This is a genomic window from Bradyrhizobium sp. 62B, from assembly GCF_030272265.2.
Taxonomy (GTDB): Bacteria; Pseudomonadota; Alphaproteobacteria; order Rhizobiales; family Xanthobacteraceae; genus Bradyrhizobium.
The window spans coordinates 4,695,148-4,710,914 of sequence record NZ_CP092841.2; the positions used below are offsets into that span (position 1 = coordinate 4,695,148).

General features: G+C 64.9%; 16 protein-coding genes. 6 read left to right on the forward strand and 10 right to left on the reverse strand.

The window, feature by feature from the left end:
• Positions 1-114: 114 nt before the first annotated feature.
• Both lepB and ML401_RS22345 read right to left on the reverse strand, forming a co-directional pair.
• A complete protein-coding gene (gene lepB / locus ML401_RS22340; protein WP_285806934.1) occupies positions 115-864 on the reverse strand; it encodes a signal peptidase I in 750 nt (249 codons plus the stop codon).
• 129 nt (positions 865-993) lie between these two features.
• The gene (locus ML401_RS22345; protein ID WP_211419025.1) at positions 994-1,827 is read right to left on the reverse strand and encodes a LysR family transcriptional regulator; all 834 of its coding nucleotides are present in this window, start codon (positions 1,825-1,827) and stop codon (positions 994-996) included.
• A gap of 130 nt (positions 1,828-1,957) precedes the next feature.
• Here ML401_RS22345 and ML401_RS22350 point away from each other — a divergent pair, with 130 nt between their 5' ends.
• The 3 genes from ML401_RS22350 (at position 1,958) to ML401_RS22360 (ending at position 4,668) form a co-directional block, all read left to right on the forward strand.
• Positions 1,958-2,551, forward strand: coding sequence for an isochorismatase family protein (locus ML401_RS22350; RefSeq protein WP_285806935.1), 594 nt, complete (start codon positions 1,958-1,960; stop codon positions 2,549-2,551).
• Between the two features lie 12 nt (positions 2,552-2,563).
• On the forward strand, positions 2,564-3,190 hold the full coding sequence (locus ML401_RS22355; protein ID WP_285806936.1) for a glutathione binding-like protein: 627 nt from the start codon (positions 2,564-2,566) through the stop codon (positions 3,188-3,190).
• Between the two features lie 110 nt (positions 3,191-3,300).
• A complete protein-coding gene (locus ML401_RS22360; protein WP_259213503.1) occupies positions 3,301-4,668 on the forward strand; it encodes a caspase family protein in 1,368 nt (455 codons plus the stop codon).
• 6 nt (positions 4,669-4,674) lie between these two features.
• Here the strand turns inward: ML401_RS22360 and ML401_RS22365 are convergent, their stop codons facing one another.
• The 7 genes from ML401_RS22365 to ML401_RS22395 all read right to left on the reverse strand — a co-directional run bounded on the left by ML401_RS22365 (position 4,675) and on the right by ML401_RS22395 (position 11,510).
• The gene (locus ML401_RS22365) at positions 4,675-6,111 is read right to left on the reverse strand and encodes an NAD-dependent succinate-semialdehyde dehydrogenase (protein WP_285806937.1); all 1,437 of its coding nucleotides are present in this window, start codon (positions 6,109-6,111) and stop codon (positions 4,675-4,677) included.
• Positions 6,112-6,123: 12 nt separating this feature from the next.
• Positions 6,124-6,771 carry an ATP-binding cassette domain-containing protein gene (locus ML401_RS22370; protein WP_285806938.1) on the reverse strand — a complete coding sequence of 216 codons (648 nt, stop codon included), beginning with the start codon at positions 6,769-6,771 and terminating at the stop codon, positions 6,124-6,126.
• Positions 6,772-7,473 (reverse strand): ABC transporter ATP-binding protein, encoded by a 702-nt coding sequence (locus tag ML401_RS22375; RefSeq protein ID WP_285806939.1) that lies wholly within the window; start codon positions 7,471-7,473, stop codon positions 6,772-6,774.
• Positions 7,470-8,213 carry an ABC transporter ATP-binding protein gene (locus tag ML401_RS22380; RefSeq protein WP_285806940.1) on the reverse strand — a complete coding sequence of 248 codons (744 nt, stop codon included), beginning with the start codon at positions 8,211-8,213 and terminating at the stop codon, positions 7,470-7,472. Before ML401_RS22380 ends, ML401_RS22375 begins: the two co-directional genes overlap by 4 nt.
• Positions 8,210-9,253 (reverse strand): branched-chain amino acid ABC transporter permease, encoded by a 1,044-nt coding sequence (locus tag ML401_RS22385; protein WP_194403062.1) that lies wholly within the window; start codon positions 9,251-9,253, stop codon positions 8,210-8,212. The genes ML401_RS22380 and ML401_RS22385 overlap by 4 nt, the downstream gene beginning before the upstream one ends.
• Positions 9,254-9,258: 5 nt before the next feature.
• Complete coding sequence (locus ML401_RS22390) at positions 9,259-10,179, reverse strand: branched-chain amino acid ABC transporter permease (protein ID WP_211419016.1); 921 nt, start codon at positions 10,177-10,179, stop codon at positions 9,259-9,261.
• Positions 10,180-10,265: 86 nt separating this feature from the next.
• On the reverse strand, positions 10,266-11,510 hold the full coding sequence (locus tag ML401_RS22395; RefSeq protein WP_285806941.1) for an ABC transporter substrate-binding protein: 1,245 nt from the start codon (positions 11,508-11,510) through the stop codon (positions 10,266-10,268).
• 184 nt (positions 11,511-11,694) lie between these two features.
• On the opposite strand from ML401_RS22395, the gene ML401_RS22400 reads away from it, so the two are divergent.
• The gene (locus ML401_RS22400; RefSeq protein ID WP_194403065.1) at positions 11,695-12,528 is read left to right on the forward strand and encodes a MurR/RpiR family transcriptional regulator; all 834 of its coding nucleotides are present in this window, start codon (positions 11,695-11,697) and stop codon (positions 12,526-12,528) included.
• A gap of 22 nt (positions 12,529-12,550) precedes the next feature.
• Positions 12,551-13,372: an SDR family NAD(P)-dependent oxidoreductase gene (locus tag ML401_RS22405; RefSeq protein WP_285806942.1), complete on the forward strand. Its 822-nt coding sequence runs from the start codon at positions 12,551-12,553 to the stop codon at positions 13,370-13,372.
• Positions 13,373-13,443: 71 nt separating this feature from the next.
• On the opposite strand, the gene ML401_RS22410 is transcribed toward ML401_RS22405, so the two are convergent.
• Positions 13,444-14,535 carry a DUF2778 domain-containing protein gene (locus ML401_RS22410; RefSeq protein WP_285806943.1) on the reverse strand — a complete coding sequence of 364 codons (1,092 nt, stop codon included), beginning with the start codon at positions 14,533-14,535 and terminating at the stop codon, positions 13,444-13,446.
• Between the two features lie 611 nt (positions 14,536-15,146).
• Between ML401_RS22410 and ML401_RS22415 the strand changes: the two genes are divergently transcribed.
• Entirely contained in the window at positions 15,147-15,674 is a 528-nt protein-coding gene (locus ML401_RS22415; RefSeq protein ID WP_285812722.1) for a FecR domain-containing protein, read from the forward strand.
• The last annotated feature ends 93 nt before the right edge of the window (positions 15,675-15,767 follow it).

The following is a 15,767-nucleotide window of genomic DNA, read 5'->3' on the forward strand; positions in this document are numbered from 1 at the left end:
ACGACGAAACCCCGGCAGCGATGCCGGGGTTTTTGTTTAGCACGTCACACGTAAAAGCAACAGGATCGGTCATTCCGGGGCGCGACGAAGTCGCGAGCCCGGAATGACAGCCCCTCACCTCACCTTGCCCAGCCGCTCCATGTGGGGCTCGCCGTCTTCGTCGAGAGACCAGAAGATCCGCGTCACCTTGCCGATCAGATTGTCCATCGGCACGAAGCCGAAGCTCGACATCATGCGGCTGTCGGTGGAATTGTCGCGGTTGTCGCCGAGCACGAAGACATGGCCCGGTGGCACCGTGACAACGTTGGTGTTGTCGAGGAAGCCGTTGTCGATGCAGTCGTTGGTGATGTACGAGGCGCCGTTCGGCAGCGTCTCGCGCCAGCGATGGACCTTGACGCCGCCATCCACTCCGCAGGCGTTGTCGGCGAGCGCGTCCGCGAGCCCGACGCGCGTCACCGGGTGGTCGTTGAGAATGAGCGCCCCTCCCCGCATCTGGATGCGGTCGCCGGGCAGGCCGACCACGCGCTTGACGTAGTCGACCGAACCGTCCTTCGCCGTCCGGAACACGATGATGTCGCCGTGTTCGGGGTCGGCGGCGAGGATGCGGCCCGAGATCCAGGACGGCGCGAACGGGATGGAATAGCGGCCGTAGCCGTAGGCATATTTCACGGCGAAGACGTAGTCGCCGACCATGAGCGTTGGCGCCATCGAGCTGGAGGGGATGCTGAACGGCTGGTACAGGACGAAGCGAAACAGGATCAGCGGCGACCACAGCACCGGGACCAGCAGGATCAGGATGAGAATGGCCTTCCATTCCCGCGATTGCGCCCTCGAGGACCGGATCGTTTCGGAAAGAGTGGTCATGCGCTTGCCCCGGTCAGGTCTCATCACGAGATTACGCAACCTTGGCGCGCGCGCAATCCCGGCTCCGTGATTTTGGTCGCACATCGCGCGGACTGCGTTCAATGCGAAGGCCATGAACGCCGCCCATGATCAGACCTGCGGGACGTCCTTGAAGCAGTGCCTGACCCAGTCGATCGTCACGCGCGTCGCCGCGTCGCGCTTCAGGTGATTCTGCACCAACAGCCAGACATCGCGCCGTTTCGGCAGCAGCGTGACTCGCAGGCCGCGGTCGGCGAGCAGATCCCCACAACTATATTCGGGCAGCACGCCGGCGGCTTGGTGGGCGCGGATCAAATTGCGGATGACGCGAACGTTGTCGGTGACGCAGCGCACGCGGATTTTCCTGGTCCGCAGGAACTGCATCTCGGGAATGGCACCCAACTCATCCGGATAGGTGCAGAGCATCGGCTCGCCATCGCTCGCAACAGGTTCGAAATAGTAAAGCTTGATGTCGCCGAGCCTCGAGATTGCGAAGTCGCCCTTGTCGGGCTTGCGCAGGCGGATCGCGAGATCGGCTTCCCACCGCGAGAACTTGACGTTCTCACTTGAGGTGAGGAACTGCAGCATCAGACCGGGATTGGCGCGCAGGAAATCGCTCGCACGCGGCGACAGCACCTGCTCGGCGACCGTGTTGGTGGATGCGATGCGCAGGCGTCCCACGGGACCCTCCACGCCCTCGCTGAGGCGATCGATCTCGGCCGCATGCGCGGCCATCGCCTCGACATGCGCCAGCACCGCCTCGCATTGCCGTGTCGGCCTGCGAACGCCGTCGGCAGCCTCGAACAGGCGCAAACCCAACGCACGCTCGATGCGCGACAACCGCCGCCCGACCGTGGTCTCGTCGATGCGCAGGCGTGCGCTGGCGCTGGCATAGGTGCCCTCGTCCCTGACGGCGGCGATGATGCGGAGATCGTCCCAGTTCATCGGGTGAAGCTATATCGATCGCGACAGGCCTGCAATATCGCAGCCATCCGCTGCAATATCCCTGCATATCGGCAGGCCGCCCAGGGGCTATGTTGAACCTGCCTTTCGCTTTCCGGAGATTCCAGAGATCATGACGACTGCAAAGACCCTGCTGCAGCTCGCCGGCGCCGACCTAACCCCGCCGCGCCTTGCCGATGCTGCGCTGGTGCTCATCGACATCCAGAACGAATATCTCGCAGGCCCTCTCGCCCTGCCCGACGCCAGGCCCGCGATTGCGCGCGCGGCTGCCCTGCTGGCCAAGGCGCGCGCGGCCAAGGCCGCGATCATTCATATCGCCCATCGCGGCAAGGCGGGCAGCCTGTTCGATCGCAGCGCCGACCGCGGCGCCATTGTCGCCGAACTGACGCCGCATGCCGGCGAGCTCGTGATCGAAAAGGAGCTGCCCAACTCCTTTGCCGGCACCGATCTGAAGGCGCGTCTTGACGCGATCGACAGGAAGAACATCGTGCTGGCCGGCTTCATGACGCATATGTGCGTCAGCTCCACCGCGCGGGCCGCGCTCGACCTCGGCTTTCGCACGACGATCGATGCCGATGCCTGCGCCACGCGCGACCTGCCCGACGGACGCGGCGGCACGCTGGACGCCCGGAGCATTCACGAGGTTGCGCTCGCCGAACTGTCCGACCGCTTCGCGATCATCGCGCGCGGCGATGCACTGATGTGATGGAGTAAGACGATGCTGCAACTCTACTTCTCGCCGATGGCCTGCTCGCTTTCGAGCCGCATCGCGCTGATGGAAGCAGGTCTCGATGCGACCTATCATCAGGTGCATCTCTGGACCAAGAAACTCGCGGATGACGGTGATTTTCACGGCGTCGCCCCGAAGGGCGCGGTTCCGGTGCTGGTGCTGGAGAACGGCGAACGCCTGACGGAAAGCGCGGCGGTGCTGCAATACATCGCCGATCTGAAGCCCGCCAGCGGCCTCGCGCCGCGTCCGGGCGACATCGATCGCTACCGCTTGCAGGAATGGCTGAGCTTCATCGGCGCCGAGATTCACAAGGCGTTCCTGTTTCCGACCTTCTGGTACAAGGACGACGGCTCGCTCGCCAAGCCGCGTGCAAGGATCGCCCAGACCCTGTCGATACCGTCTGCGCATCTGGCCGAGCGCGAATTCCTCGTCGGCAACAGCTTCACGGTGGCGGATGCGCACCTCACCTGGGCCTTGCTGCTGCTCCGTCCCGCCGGCGTCGACGTCGCGCAATGGCCGTCCTTGTCGGCCTACCTCGCGCGCATGCAGATGCGACCGGCCGTGCGGGACGCGATTGCGACGGAAATGGCCCTGCGCAAGGCAATGGCAGCGTGACGGAACGTCACGGTCGCGAAATCCGAGCGTTCCCCCGGCAGGGGCATTGAAGTCGGCGTGGCATGCGCTAATCTGGAGAGATATTTTCGATATTTCCTCGGAAGGCATTCATGAGTGCTCTTTCCAGATTTTGCTTCGCCGGATTTTGCCTGCCCGGTCTGTGTCTGGCGCTCTTCGCCTCGCTCTGCGTCGGACCTGCGTCGGCGGATACGCGGGTGGCACTGGTGATCGGCAACGGCGCCTATGCCTCTACGGCGCAACTCCCCAACCCCTCACACGATGCCGAGGACGTGGCAGCCTCGCTCAAGCGCAGCGGCTTCGAGGTGATCCAGGGCGTCGACCTGCGCCAGGCCGACATGCAGGACCTGACCATCCGCTTCGCGCGCGCAGCGAGCAGAGCCGACGTCGCCCTGTTTTACTACAGCGGCCATGCGATGCAGTACAACGGCGTGAACTATCTGATGCCCGTCGACGCCACGCTGACCGATGAAGCCGACCTCAAGCGTTTCGTGCGGGTCGACGACATCGTGAACGACCTGCAGCAGGCCAAGAACCTGCGCATCCTGGTGCTGGATTCCTGCCGCGACAATCCACTGGCGGAAATGCTCAAACGCTCCGCCGGCTCGACGCGAGCCGCATCGATCGGGCGCGGCCTGTCGAAGGTCGAGGCGCCGCGCGGCACGATCGTGTCGTTCTCGACGCAGTCCGGCCAGGTCGCCGCCGACGGCGTTGGCCGCAACAGCCCCTACACGACGGCGTTCCTGAAACACATCGAGGAGCCGCAGGAGATCGGCGAAGTCTTTCGCGACATCAGCAGCGACGTCTATGATTCCAGCGGCAAGACCCAGCTGCCGGAGCTGTCGCTGTCGATCATCGGCAAGTTCTATCTGAACGGCCCGGTCACGGTCACGGTCGCTCCCGGGGCGCCGCAGGCCGCGCCGCGGGCCGACCCGTGCGCGGCCGCGGAGGCCCATTGGAAGGCCGCGGACGGCATCGGCACCGTCAGCGCCTTCGAGGATCACCTGGCGCGATTTTCGAGCTGCAGCTTCGCCAGTCTCGCCAAGGCGCGGATCGACAGCCTGAAGCAGAAGGTGGCGGTTGCGCCGAGCGGCAGCGCCAGAACCACCGGCAGCATGGATTTCGACGGCAGCTGGGACGTCACCCTGCACTGCCCGCCGACCGGCAAGGCGCAGGGTTTCACCAGACCGCTGGCCGGCACCGTGACCAACGGCGTGTTTCATGCCGAGGTTCAGGGCAAGGACGGCGGCAACCGCCTGGAGATCGACGGCCAGATTCCGGCGGACGGCAAGACGACGCTGAGCGCGCGCGGCACGACGGGAGCAAGCGCCTACACGCTCAACAACCTCGCGCCGGGCTCGCCTTACGCCTTTACCGTCGACGCGCAATTCGATCGCACCCGCGGCACCGGCAAACGCAACGAGGCCCGCGCGTGCAACTTGGTCTTCGTCAAGCGATAGCGGCGGTCATACGCCGGTCTGGCTGATGAATTTGGTGTTGAAATAGCCGTCCATGGCCTCGGTGCCGCCTTCCGAGCCGTAACCGGAATCCTTGATGCCGCCGAACGGCACCTCTGGCAGCGCGAGACCAAAGCTGTTGATCGACATCATGCCGGCCTCGACAGCGGCACCCACCGCGGCCGCAGTCTTGGCCGAACTGGTGAAGGCATAGGAGGCCAGACCGAAGGGCAGACGGTTGGCTTCCTCGACGACCTCGTCGAATGACTGGAAGCGCGAGATCAGCGCGAGCGGGCCGAATGGCTCCTCGTTCATGGCGCGCGCATCCTTCGGCACGTCGCTGACCACGGTCGGCTCGAAGAAATAGCCCTTGTTGCCGATGCGCTTGCCCCCGGTCTCGAGCTTGGCGCCCTTGCCGACGGCATCCTGCACCATGCCTTCGATGGCGCTGACGCGGCGCGGATTGGCGAGCGAACCCATCCTGGACTCGGGATCGAGGCCGTTGCCGACCTTGAATGCCCTGGCGCCGTCCACGAACTTGTCGACGAACTCCCTGAACACCTCGTCCTGGACCAGCATGCGGGTCGGCGAGATGCAGACCTGGCCGGCGTTGCGATACTTGGCGGCCGCCAGGATTTTCGCAGCCGAGGTGACGTCGGCGTCCTTGAACACGATCGCGGGCGCGTGGCCGCCGAGCTCCATGGTGGCGCGCTTCATGTGCAGGCCCGCAAGCGCGTTGAGCTGCTTGCCGACACTGGTCGAGCCGGTGAAGGAGATCTTGCGGATCACCGGATGCGGGATGAGATATTCGGAGATCTCCGCCGGCACGCCATAGACGAGGTTGATCACACCGTCGGGCACGCCCGCGTCGGCAAAGGCGCGGATGAGCTGCGCGGGAGAAGCCGGCGTCTCCTCCGGCGCCTTGACGATGATCGAGCAGCCGGCCGCGAGCGCGGCGGAGAGCTTGCGGACCACCTGGTTGATCGGAAAATTCCAGGGCGTGAACGCCGCGACCGGGCCGACCGGCTCCTTGATCGCGAGCTGGTAGATGCCCGGCCCGCGCGCCGGGATCAGCCGGCCATAGGCGCGCTTGGCCTCCTCCGCGAACCACTCGATCACGTCGGCCGCGGCCATCGCCTCCATCTTCGCCTCGCCGAGCGTCTTGCCTTGCTCCATGGTCAGCAGCGGCGCGATCTCGTCATTGCGCTCGCGCATGATGGCGGCGGCCTTGCGCATGATGCGGCAGCGCTCGAACGGAGCGACGTTGCGCCAGGTCTTGAAACCCGCAGCGGCAGCGGCCAGCGCCTCGTCGAGATCGGCCTTGCCGGCATGCGCGACGGTGCCGATCACCTCCTCGGTCGCGGGATTGAGGACTTCGATCATCTTGCCCGAATGAGCCGGGCGCCATGTGCCGCCAATGAAAAGCTGGATGTTCGAATAAGCCAAGGGAAGTCTCCTTTACATCGATCTGCGGCAGATAGCGTCCGCGGCGCGCGTCATCTCCGGTCCGAGATAGGCGCGAAAGCGCGGCTCGGCGCTGAGGCTGCGGAAGTCCGCCAGCCGCGTCACGCCGCCGCCGGCCACGAACAGGAATTGCTCGGCGATCTCGGCGAGGATATCGAGGTGCCAGCTCGCCGTCGGGTGCATGCAGAGGATGACCAGCCTGCCCTCGTCGCGCAGCTTGCGGAAGAAATCCAGCATGAAGCCGATATAACCGTCCTGCAGGTTGAACTGCGGCTCGTCGAACAGGTGCACGAGCGGCGTCCGGGTCGGCGATGGCGCGAGGAACGCCGAAGGAATCCGCTTGCGAAAGCGCCTGACCTGGTAGGATTGGTGATAATGGATCGCGAGACGATCGCGCTCGCGATACTTGACCCCATGGATATCCGTGCCCGCGACCAGCACGCGTCCCGAGGTCGGCGCATTGGAGCCGGTCATCATCTCGAACAGGGTCGTCTTGCCGGCACCGTTCGGCCCGACGACGCCGACAATACCCGGCTCGTCCAGCGCCAGGCTTGCCTGAAGCGTGAACGTCGGACGGCGAACGATGCGGCCCGTCGTATAGACCTTGCTGACATCATCGAGCACGAGCAGCGGTGCGGGCACTTATTGTACTCCCAGCAAGCGCTGCCGAAGGGAACGATCATCGCGCAACACAGCGGCCTCCCCGGTCCAGACGATCCGGCCGCGGTCGATGACCGCGGCATGGTCCGCGACCGACAGCGCGATCTCGGCATTCTGCTCGACGACCAGCGAGGCGATGCCCTCGTCCTTCATCCGCAAAATCGTCGCGAGCACGTCGCCGACGATCTTTGGCGCCAGGCCCTGGCTCGGCTCGTCGAACAACACAAGCCCGGGCGAGCCGATCAGCGCACGCGCAATGGCCACCATCTGCATTTCGCCGCCCGACAGATTTTCGCAATCCCGCTCCATCAAATATTCGAGGGGCGAGAAGATCGCGCAGGCCTCCTTGACGCTCCATCGACGGAAACGCGTGCGCTTCTGCGCGATCGACAGATTACGCGCCACCGACAGGGTCGGGCACAGCCGCCGGTCGTCTGGCACCCAGCCGATGCCGGCACGCGCGACCTCATGGGTCGGATTGTGCGTGACGTCGCGCCCGTCGAAGCGCACCGCGCCGCGCCGCGGCCGCGTCAGCCCGAGGATCGAACGGAGCATGGTGGTCTTGCCGGCGCCATTGGGCCCGAGCAGCGCAAAGACCTTCGCCTGCTCGATCGCGAGCGAGGCGCCGAACAGCGCCTGGGTCTCGCCGTAGAACGTATCCAACCCGTCGACTTCGAGGATCATGCGAACCTCCCCAGATTGGAGCGCCGGACCCACTCGTTCTGCTGCAATTCGTGCGGCGTGCCGCGCGCCACCACCTGGCCCCAATGAATGACCGAGATGCGGTCGGCGAGCGAGAACAGGAACTCCATGTCGTGTTCGATCGCGACGATGGTGAGCTTGCCTTTGAGGCGAGCGACCAGGCTTGCGAGCCGCTGCACGCCGTCGGAGCCGAGGCCGGATGTCGGCTCGTCCAGGCACAGCACCCGCGGCGCCTGCGCCAGCGCGACGGCGATCTCCAGCGCGCGGCGGTCGCCGTAGGACAGGTCCTTGGCGCGAACATCGCCCTTCTCCGCAAGCCCGACTGTCGCAAGCGCTTCGGAAGCCTGCTCGGCGAACTTGCGCTCACCGGCCGCCGCGCGGGCGAAATCGAGGCCGCGCGCGCGAAACGCGGGCAAGCCCATCATGACGTTGTCGCGCGCGGAGAATTCGTCGAACAACGTCATGATCTGGAACGAGCGGGCGATGCCCTTGGCGGCGATACGGTGCGGGCTCAAGCCGGTGACATCCTCGCCGCCGAGACGGATTTTGCCGCGATTTGGTTTCACCCGGCCGGTGAGGACGTTGAAGAAAGTGGTCTTCCCGGCACCGTTCGGGCCCATCACGCCGTGAAACTCGCCCTCGCCGACTGCGAGGTCGACGCTTTCCAATACGACGCGATCGCCGAAGCGGACATGCACACCTGCGGCCTCGATCATGCTCATCGCCCGCTCCCGACCAGCAACCGCATCGCGGACGTACCGCGCCGCCTCAAGGCGTCGAGAGAATGCTGCCGCACCAGGGCTGAGAGCGCGCCGGCGATGCCCTCGGGACGGAACAGCACGATCGCCATGAAGAGAAGACCGAAATAGAGCATCCAGGCATTGGTCAGCGCGCCGATCACGTCGCGTGCAGTGAGGAAGAGGACCACACCGATCACCGGGCCCCAGAAGCTGACAAGCCCGCCGCCGACCAGCGTCATCATCACGACGTAGCCGGACTGGTGCAGGCTCATCACATCGGGAAACGCGGCAAGCTGCGCCATCGCGAACAGGCCGCCGGCAAAGCCTGACAGCGCGGCCGAGAGGGTGAAGACCGACACCTTGTAGAGCCACACATTGTAGCCGAGATGGGCGGCACGGATCTCGCTCTGCCTGATCGCGGCGACGACGCGGCCATAGGGCGAATGCACCAGCCGCCACAAGGCGGCGACGCCAATTGCGAACGCCGCGAGTACGAAATAGTAGAACGCGACATTGTCGGTCAGGTCAAACGACACCAGGCCGAAATCCGCAGGCAGCCGCCTGATCTTGAGCAGGCCATCCTCGCCGCCGGTGATGCCGTGCGACTTGATCGCGAGCGTCCAGAATATCTGGCCGAACGCGATCGTCATGAAGGCGTAGTAGATGCCGCGCCGGTGCGAGATGAAGAGTGCCACCAGCGCGCCGGCGAGGCCGGCCGCGAGCGTCGCCAGGGCAAGGCATATCCAGAGATTGGCGACGATGTCGAACTGGCACAGCCCGAAGGCATAGGCGCCGATGCCGAAATAGGCGCCGTGGCCGAACGACGGCAGGCCGGCGGTGCCGAGCACCAGGTTGAAGGCCAGCGCATAGAGCGACCAGATCAGGATCTCGATTCCGAGATAGGGATAAAGCCCGACCCGCGTGATCCAGAGCGGCACTGTCGCGAGCACCAGCCAGAGCACCAGCATGGACGGCGTGACAAGCCGCGAAGCGTCGGATGAGGTCGTCGAACCCACGATCATATCCCCTAGACCTCGAGCACGCTCTTCTTGCCCCAGAGGCCGCGCGCGCGGAACGTCACGACGGCAACGAGCAGGATGTACATGGATAGCAGCGACCATTCGGACGCGTAGGCACCGGCGAGGCCGACGCACAGACCGACCAGCAGGCCGGCGACGACCGCGCCCCAGAAACTTCCGACGCCGCCGAGCACGATCACCAGGAATGCCGGGATGACGGCATCGACGCCCATATGCGGGCGGATGCCCCAGATCGGTGCGACGATGATGCCGGCGATGGCCGCCAGCATGGTGCCGAACACGAACACCAGGAGCCGCAGCCGCGACAGATTGATGCCGAGCGCGCGGACGATCTCGCTGTCATGCGCGCCGGCCTTCACGGTCGCACCGAACGAGGTCTTCTCGATCAAAAGCCAGACGAGGCCAATGATCCCGGCCGCGATGCCGGCTGCATAGAAGCGATAGGTTGACCAGATGAGGTCGCCGAACAGGAAGCCGCCATTGACGGCTGACGGCACCTGCAGCACATAGTCGCGCGTGCCCCAGACCAGGCGGATCAGCTCTTCGATCACCATCGCCGCGCCGAAGGTCAGCAGCAGTCCGTAGAGCGGGTCCTTGCCGTAGGTGCGTCGCATGCAGAACTCGATCAGCATGCCGACCAGGCTCACGATGACGGGCGCGATGACCAGCGTCGCGGCGTAGCGCCAGCCGAGCGGCAGTGCGAGCCACAGCTTTGCAAGCTCGGCCGGCAATGGCGGACGCGGACCGGTGAGTTGCATCGCGACATAGGCACCGAGCGCGAACAACGACCCGTGCGCCAGATTGATCTGCTCCATCAGCCCGACGATGAGCATGAAGCCGAGCGCGATCAGCGCGAATAGCAGGCCAAGCGTCAGGCCGTTCACAAGATGCGGAAGGATGTCGAACAAGGGTTAAGTCTCGCAAACTGGCATTCCAGGAGCAGGCAGACGGCGCGACGAGCGCGCCGCCGTTATCGCGATGGGGCGAACCGTCGTCAGGAGTCGACGGTCGGCACTTGCTCGTAGGGCGCGAGCTTGCACTTGCCGGGTGCGGCGTCATCGGCCGCGGATTTCGGCTCGGTCCAACTGATGATCTCATAGAGATCGGTGTTGTCGGCCGGTTTGGCGTTGCGGCGCGCCAGGTAGATCGTCTGCTGCATCTGATGCGTCATTGGATCCATGTAGGCGTCGAAGTGCTGCATCCGGTCGGTCGCCGAGACCTTGAGATTCTCGAGCTCCTTGATGATCTTGACGTTGTTGGTCGACCCTGCCCGCTCGATCGCGCGGAGCAATTCGCGCGTCGACATGTAGCCGTTGTAGGAGACGTTGCCCGGCACCGGGATCGGGCCATCCTTGTTGGCGGCCTGCCATTTCTTGACGAAGTCGGCGACCCCAGGCAATTGCAGCTTATGATACCAGGTGGTGCCGAACACGCCGAACAGGCTGTCGGGCGCGCCCCAGACGTCGGGCCAGTCCTGCTGGTTGTTGATCCAGGCCGGCTTGCCGTCGAGCTTGAGCTGCGCCACCTGCTCGCGCAGCGCCTTGATGTCGTCGCCGCCGATCGCGGTCGCGACGACGTCGGGCTTTGCCTGCTGGATCTTGAGCAAATAGGCGGTGAAGTCGCGGGTGTTCTGCGGCACCAGGAGATTGTCGACGATCTTGCCGCCGGCGGCCTCGACCTGCGCCTTGGTCGCGGCGGATGTCGTGTGGCCCCAGACATAGTCGTTGGTCAGCAGCATCCAGGTCTTGCCGATGGAGTCGACCGCGTTCTTGACCGATGCCTTGGAGAAATTGGTGCCGTTGCCGTCCCAGACGAATTTCACGCGCGAGCAGTTCTCCCCGGCCTCGCTCGGCGCGGAAGAATTGGTGTTCATGTAGATCACGCCATATTTGCTGGCGACCTGCGTGATGGCGTTGGCGACGCCGGAGTGCAGCGCGCCGATCAGGATGGTGCAGTCCTCGCGCGTGATGAAGCGTTCGGCGACACGGCTGCCGGTCGCCGGCGTGGTCTCGGTATCCGCGGTGATGAAGGTGACTTGGCGCCCGAGCACGCCGCCTTTGGCGTTGAACTCGTCGATCGCCATCTTGATGCCGCGGAAATCATCCTGTCCGCTGTTGCCATATTGACCGCTGGCATCGCAGGTCAGGCCGAGCTTGATCGGCTTTGCGCCCTGCGCCCACGCGTGATTCTCCTTCCACGGCCCGAAGAAGCTGCCGGTGCCGCCGATGACGCTCGCCATCAAGCTGCCCTTCAAAACGCTTCGCCGTGAGATCTGACGCCCTCTCATCGTTTCCTCCCGTTTTCGAAGTCTTTTGCTTTTTTGTGCGATTAGAATATTCATTCCATTTGTCATGTAAAGTGGAATATTTGGTCCAAACGGTGAAATGCCGTTAAACAGGCGACCGATCCGGAGACCCGAGACGATGAACAAGGCACAGGGAGCCATGAGCTACGACGAGCTGCGCGGCGCCATTGCGCAGCGGCACCGCGCTTTGTCGGGCCGGCTGCAGCAGATCGCGGAGTTCGTGCTCGATCACCCGACGGATGTCGCACTGGGCACGGTCGCCGAGGTGGCGCAGCGCTCGGGCGTGCCGCCGTCGGCGATCGTTCGCTTCGCCCATGCGCTGGGCTTCGGCGGCTTCACCGAAATGCAGCAGGTGTTCCGCTCACGCCTCGTTGCCGGCGTGGCGCCGAGCTACAAGGCGCGGCTCGCCCGAATGAAAAGCGAGGAGAAATCGGTGCTCGGCCGCCAGCCGGCCGCGGTGCTGTCGCGCTTCGTCTCGGAAGCGCAATCGTCGCTGGTCACACTGAGCCAGTCCGTCCATGCGCGCGAGCTCGACGCCGCGACCGCGATCCTTGCGAAAGCGCGCGACATCTATCTGCTCGGCCTCGGCGGCTCGTTTCCGGTTGCGACCCACCTCGCCTATGTGCTGCGCAAGCTCGGACGGCGCGTCGTCCTGCTCGATGGCACCGGTGGCAGCATCCACGAGCAGTCGCATGCCGCAACCGTGGAGGACGCACTGGTCGCGATCAGCTTCCGGAATTATTACCCCGACACGGCGCGGCTGTTTCCCGAACTGGTCGCGCGCGGCGTCCCCACGATCTCCATCACCGACAGCCTGCTGAGCCCGATCGTCGAGGGAGCGCGCGTCGTGTTCGAAATCCAGGACATGCCGGAGCCGGCGCTGCGCACGCTGGTCGCACCGATGTGCCTCGTGCAGGCGATGGCGATCGGCCTCGACCTCGCGGCTGACTAAGTTTCAAAACAGGAGAAAGATCATGGTTGCACATGACGGGAGAGTATTGGTAGGCCAAGTCGCGCTGGTGACCGGCGCGGGCCGCGGACTCGGGCGCGCCTTCGCGGAGAAGCTCGCCGCCCTCGCCGCCGATATCGCCGTCCACGGCATGCGCGAGAACGGCCCAGCCGAATATGGCGAGGGCACCACCCTCACCGCCGTCGCCGAAGAGATCGGTCGGCAGTTCAGTGTTCGCACCACGCGTGTGCTTGGCGATCTCACCAGGGGCGAGGACATCGCGCGCGTGATCGCCGAGACGGAAAGCGCGCTCGGCCCGATCGACATCCTCGTGCACAACGCGGGGGGCGACATCGCGGCCGCCGGCGGCAAGCCGGACCCGAATGACGCAGTCCACATCAAGGAGGCCGATGTCCGCGCGGTGCTGGAGCGCAATCTGCTCTCGACCGTCCTGACCTGCCAAGCGGTCGCCAAAGGCATGATGGAGCGGCGGCGCGGCCGCATCGTCACGCTCGGCTCGGTCGCCGCTTTCAAGGGACGCACCCAGGGCTCGATCTACGCGGTGGCGAAGGCCGGCGTGACGCATTACACACGATGCCTGGCCGACCAGCTCCGCCCTTACGACATCGCCGTCAACTGCATCGCGCCGGGCGACACCCGCACCGGCCGCTTCCTCGGCACACGGGCGGTGGCCCCTGACAGGATGGTCGAGACCGGCACGCTCGACCGGATCGCGACCGTCGACGAGGTCGCACGCGTCGTCGAGTTCTTCGCAGGTCCCATGGGAGCGTTCGTCTCAGGCCAGGTGCTGAGGATCGACGGCGGCGGACAGTGCTGGCCGGGCTGAGTGCATCCGGCAAGCCGCCAAGAAAAAGGGCCGCTGAGAAGCGGCCCTTTGGACATCCGAATGAACCAGGATCACTCCACCCGCGCCAGCACCGCGAGCTTGCGGATGCCCTTGTTGCGGTAGGCGTCGAGGAACGCGTAATAGTCCTTGAACGACACGCAGCCGTTGGAATCGCCGTTCGGTCCGAGCATGTAGGTGTGCGCGAGCAAGCCGTCGCGGCCGTAGATCGCGCTTTCGCCGCCGATCGGGGTCAGACGCAGTGCGGGCACGCCGTGGAACAGCGCCTCGCGCGGCTTCAGCGTGTAGATGTGCGGCGGCGTCACGCCGCGCATGCGGGTGCGCTGCGAGCGCGGATCGTCGAGACTGGAGCCGAGGCCGGAATGCGCCTCGAGCTTGGTGCCATCGGGCAGATAAACCGTCTTGGCGGTGATGTCGTAGACGGCGGTATCGCGCTCATAGGGCGGCGCGCCGCCTAACATCGGGTTCTGCTCCTTCGGCGCGATCGCCGCCGTGATGCTGGCGTCGGCCGAGGCATAGGCCAGGAGCCCACCGGAGGGCTCACGCTTGCCCCAGAGTTTTTCGACCATCGACTGGCGCGGACCGGTGATCGACATCACCGCGGCTTTGGCGCGCTCGGCGATCGACTTCTTGGCTTCGGGCGCCGGCACGATCTGGGCCGGATCGGCCGAGGCGAGCTGGATCTGCGCATCCGGCGCACGCTTGGCCTTGTCCGCGGTCTTGTCGGTCGTCTTTTCAGCAAGTTTGGCCGGGGCCGCCGGCTTCAGCGCTTCCGCCACCTTGGCGATCACGCTTTGCTTCGGCGGGTCTTTCACCACCGCAACCTGTGTCGCCGGCGCCGCGCTGGCCGCGTTCGAGGCCACGCCTTGCGTCGCAGCTGCGGCAAAGCGCTCGTTGAACATCTCACGCGAGATCGGGGCTGCGACCTGCAACCGGTCCGGCAGCAGCGCAAAAGCTTCCTTGATGGCGTCGCCGGCCTCGCGCAGCGCCACTTTGGGCGCACGCTTCACCACCGGCTCGTCGTAGCCGATGCTGCCGACGGTGGGATAGACGCTCGCGCCCAGGACGTTGTTGTAGATGGTCCAGCCGGCGCCCATCACGACGCAGCCGATCGCCGCGGCGCCCAGCCAATTGGTCGTGGTCATTTTCCGGGAAGATTTCCGCGAGTGGCTTTGCGAGAAATTTTTCGACTTCCGTGCCGCGTTACTCTGCGCAGCGATACTCGTACTCATACGCCTTGCGTCCAGGACGGTGTCACTCAGTCCCCCTTCAAAGTGCCGCTGGTCACGATCCGGGAACAGCATCTCGCAGAGGGTCGGAGCGTCATTAAGGCGACTTTTAGTTAAATGCGGATTAAGTTCGGGCGGATCTAGGGCGGCTCGTTAACGCTGTCTCATTCTGAGAAAAAAGCCCGCAGAACTACGGACTTAGGCGCGTCTGTTAACCATAACTCTCGGCCGGATTTGGCGCATTCAGCGGACCTCTTCGGCCGCCTCTCTAGACCCACCAACCGAGTCCTTTTCGTGGCTTCAAGGCCCCGCACGATAACGGGGAAGCATTGCGCGAGGCTGGTGCGCGAGGCGCCCCCTCCGCGTCACGCGATGCAGCCCTGACCGAAAGTTGATCGCGCTGGGCTGGAAAATGCCGCGGCCAGAAAATAGTTGCGAGACCGGCACTTTTCAGCAGCCTCTGCGTGTGATACGGTACCGTATCAACATCGCCTTGAACTGTGCCAAGCACGCAAAGGGAGGCTGGCATGAGTTGTGGGTTCGCGCGCGCCCGGTTTTTCGCCCTGGCGGGGTGGTTTTTGTTGATCGGCTCCGCACATGCGCAGCCTGCTCCCAATGCGGGCTGCACGGCATCGCCATCCACCGCAGGCACGCAAATTTGGCGCTGCGACAACGGCATCACCATTGTCGCGGAAAACGGCGCCAGATTTGAACTAAAAGACGCCAACCGCGACGGACATATAGACTCCGTCGAGTTGAGCAGCAGAGCGCTGCTGGTCGAAGTGCCCAAAAAGCCCGGCGGCAATTCCTTCAAGGTGCTGACGCCGCAGGCGATCGCCGCGGTGCGCGGTACCCGATGGGCCGTCGACGTCGCCGAGGCCAAGACCTCCGTCTTCGTCGCTGACGGCCGTGTCGGCGTCAGCCGCAGGAGCCGCGGACGCGGCGTCGTTCTGGGCCCCGGCGAAGGCGTCGACGTGGAAGCGACCGGCCCGTTGACCGTCAAGACATGGGGCCAGCCGCGCGTCGAGGCACTGATGAGACGGCTCGGCCAATGAGGCTTGGTCAATAAGGCTTGGTCAACAAGGCTTGTTCAACAAGGCTCGGCCAATAAGGCTTGGTCAACAAGGCTTGGCCGATAGGACTTAGAA

Coding starts and splice junctions, on each gene's coding strand:
- ML401_RS22415 (WP_285812722.1), top strand. CDS start 15,147: ATGAGTTGTGGGTTCGCGCGCGCCCGGTTTTTCGCCCTGGCGGGGTGG.
- ML401_RS22350 (WP_285806935.1), top strand. CDS start 1,958: ATGACGACTGCAAAGACCCTGCTGCAGCTCGCCGGCGCCGACCTAACC.
- ML401_RS22355 (WP_285806936.1), top strand. CDS start 2,564: ATGCTGCAACTCTACTTCTCGCCGATGGCCTGCTCGCTTTCGAGCCGC.
- ML401_RS22345 (WP_211419025.1), bottom strand. CDS start 1,827: ATGAACTGGGACGATCTCCGCATCATCGCCGCCGTCAGGGACGAGGGC.
- ML401_RS22395 (WP_285806941.1), bottom strand. CDS start 11,510: ATGGCGAGCGTCATCGGCGGCACCGGCAGCTTCTTCGGGCCGTGGAAG.
- ML401_RS22410 (WP_285806943.1), bottom strand. CDS start 14,535: ATGACCACGACCAATTGGCTGGGCGCCGCGGCGATCGGCTGCGTCGTG.
- lepB (WP_285806934.1), bottom strand. CDS start 864: ATGACCACTCTTTCCGAAACGATCCGGTCCTCGAGGGCGCAATCGCGG.
- ML401_RS22400 (WP_194403065.1), top strand. CDS start 11,695: ATGAACAAGGCACAGGGAGCCATGAGCTACGACGAGCTGCGCGGCGCC.
- ML401_RS22385 (WP_194403062.1), bottom strand. CDS start 9,253: ATGATCGTGGGTTCGACGACCTCATCCGACGCTTCGCGGCTTGTCACG.
- ML401_RS22375 (WP_285806939.1), bottom strand. CDS start 7,473: ATGATCCTCGAAGTCGACGGGTTGGATACGTTCTACGGCGAGACCCAG.
- ML401_RS22380 (WP_285806940.1), bottom strand. CDS start 8,213: ATGAGCATGATCGAGGCCGCAGGTGTGCATGTCCGCTTCGGCGATCGC.
- ML401_RS22405 (WP_285806942.1), top strand. CDS start 12,551: ATGGTTGCACATGACGGGAGAGTATTGGTAGGCCAAGTCGCGCTGGTG.
- ML401_RS22360 (WP_259213503.1), top strand. CDS start 3,301: ATGAGTGCTCTTTCCAGATTTTGCTTCGCCGGATTTTGCCTGCCCGGT.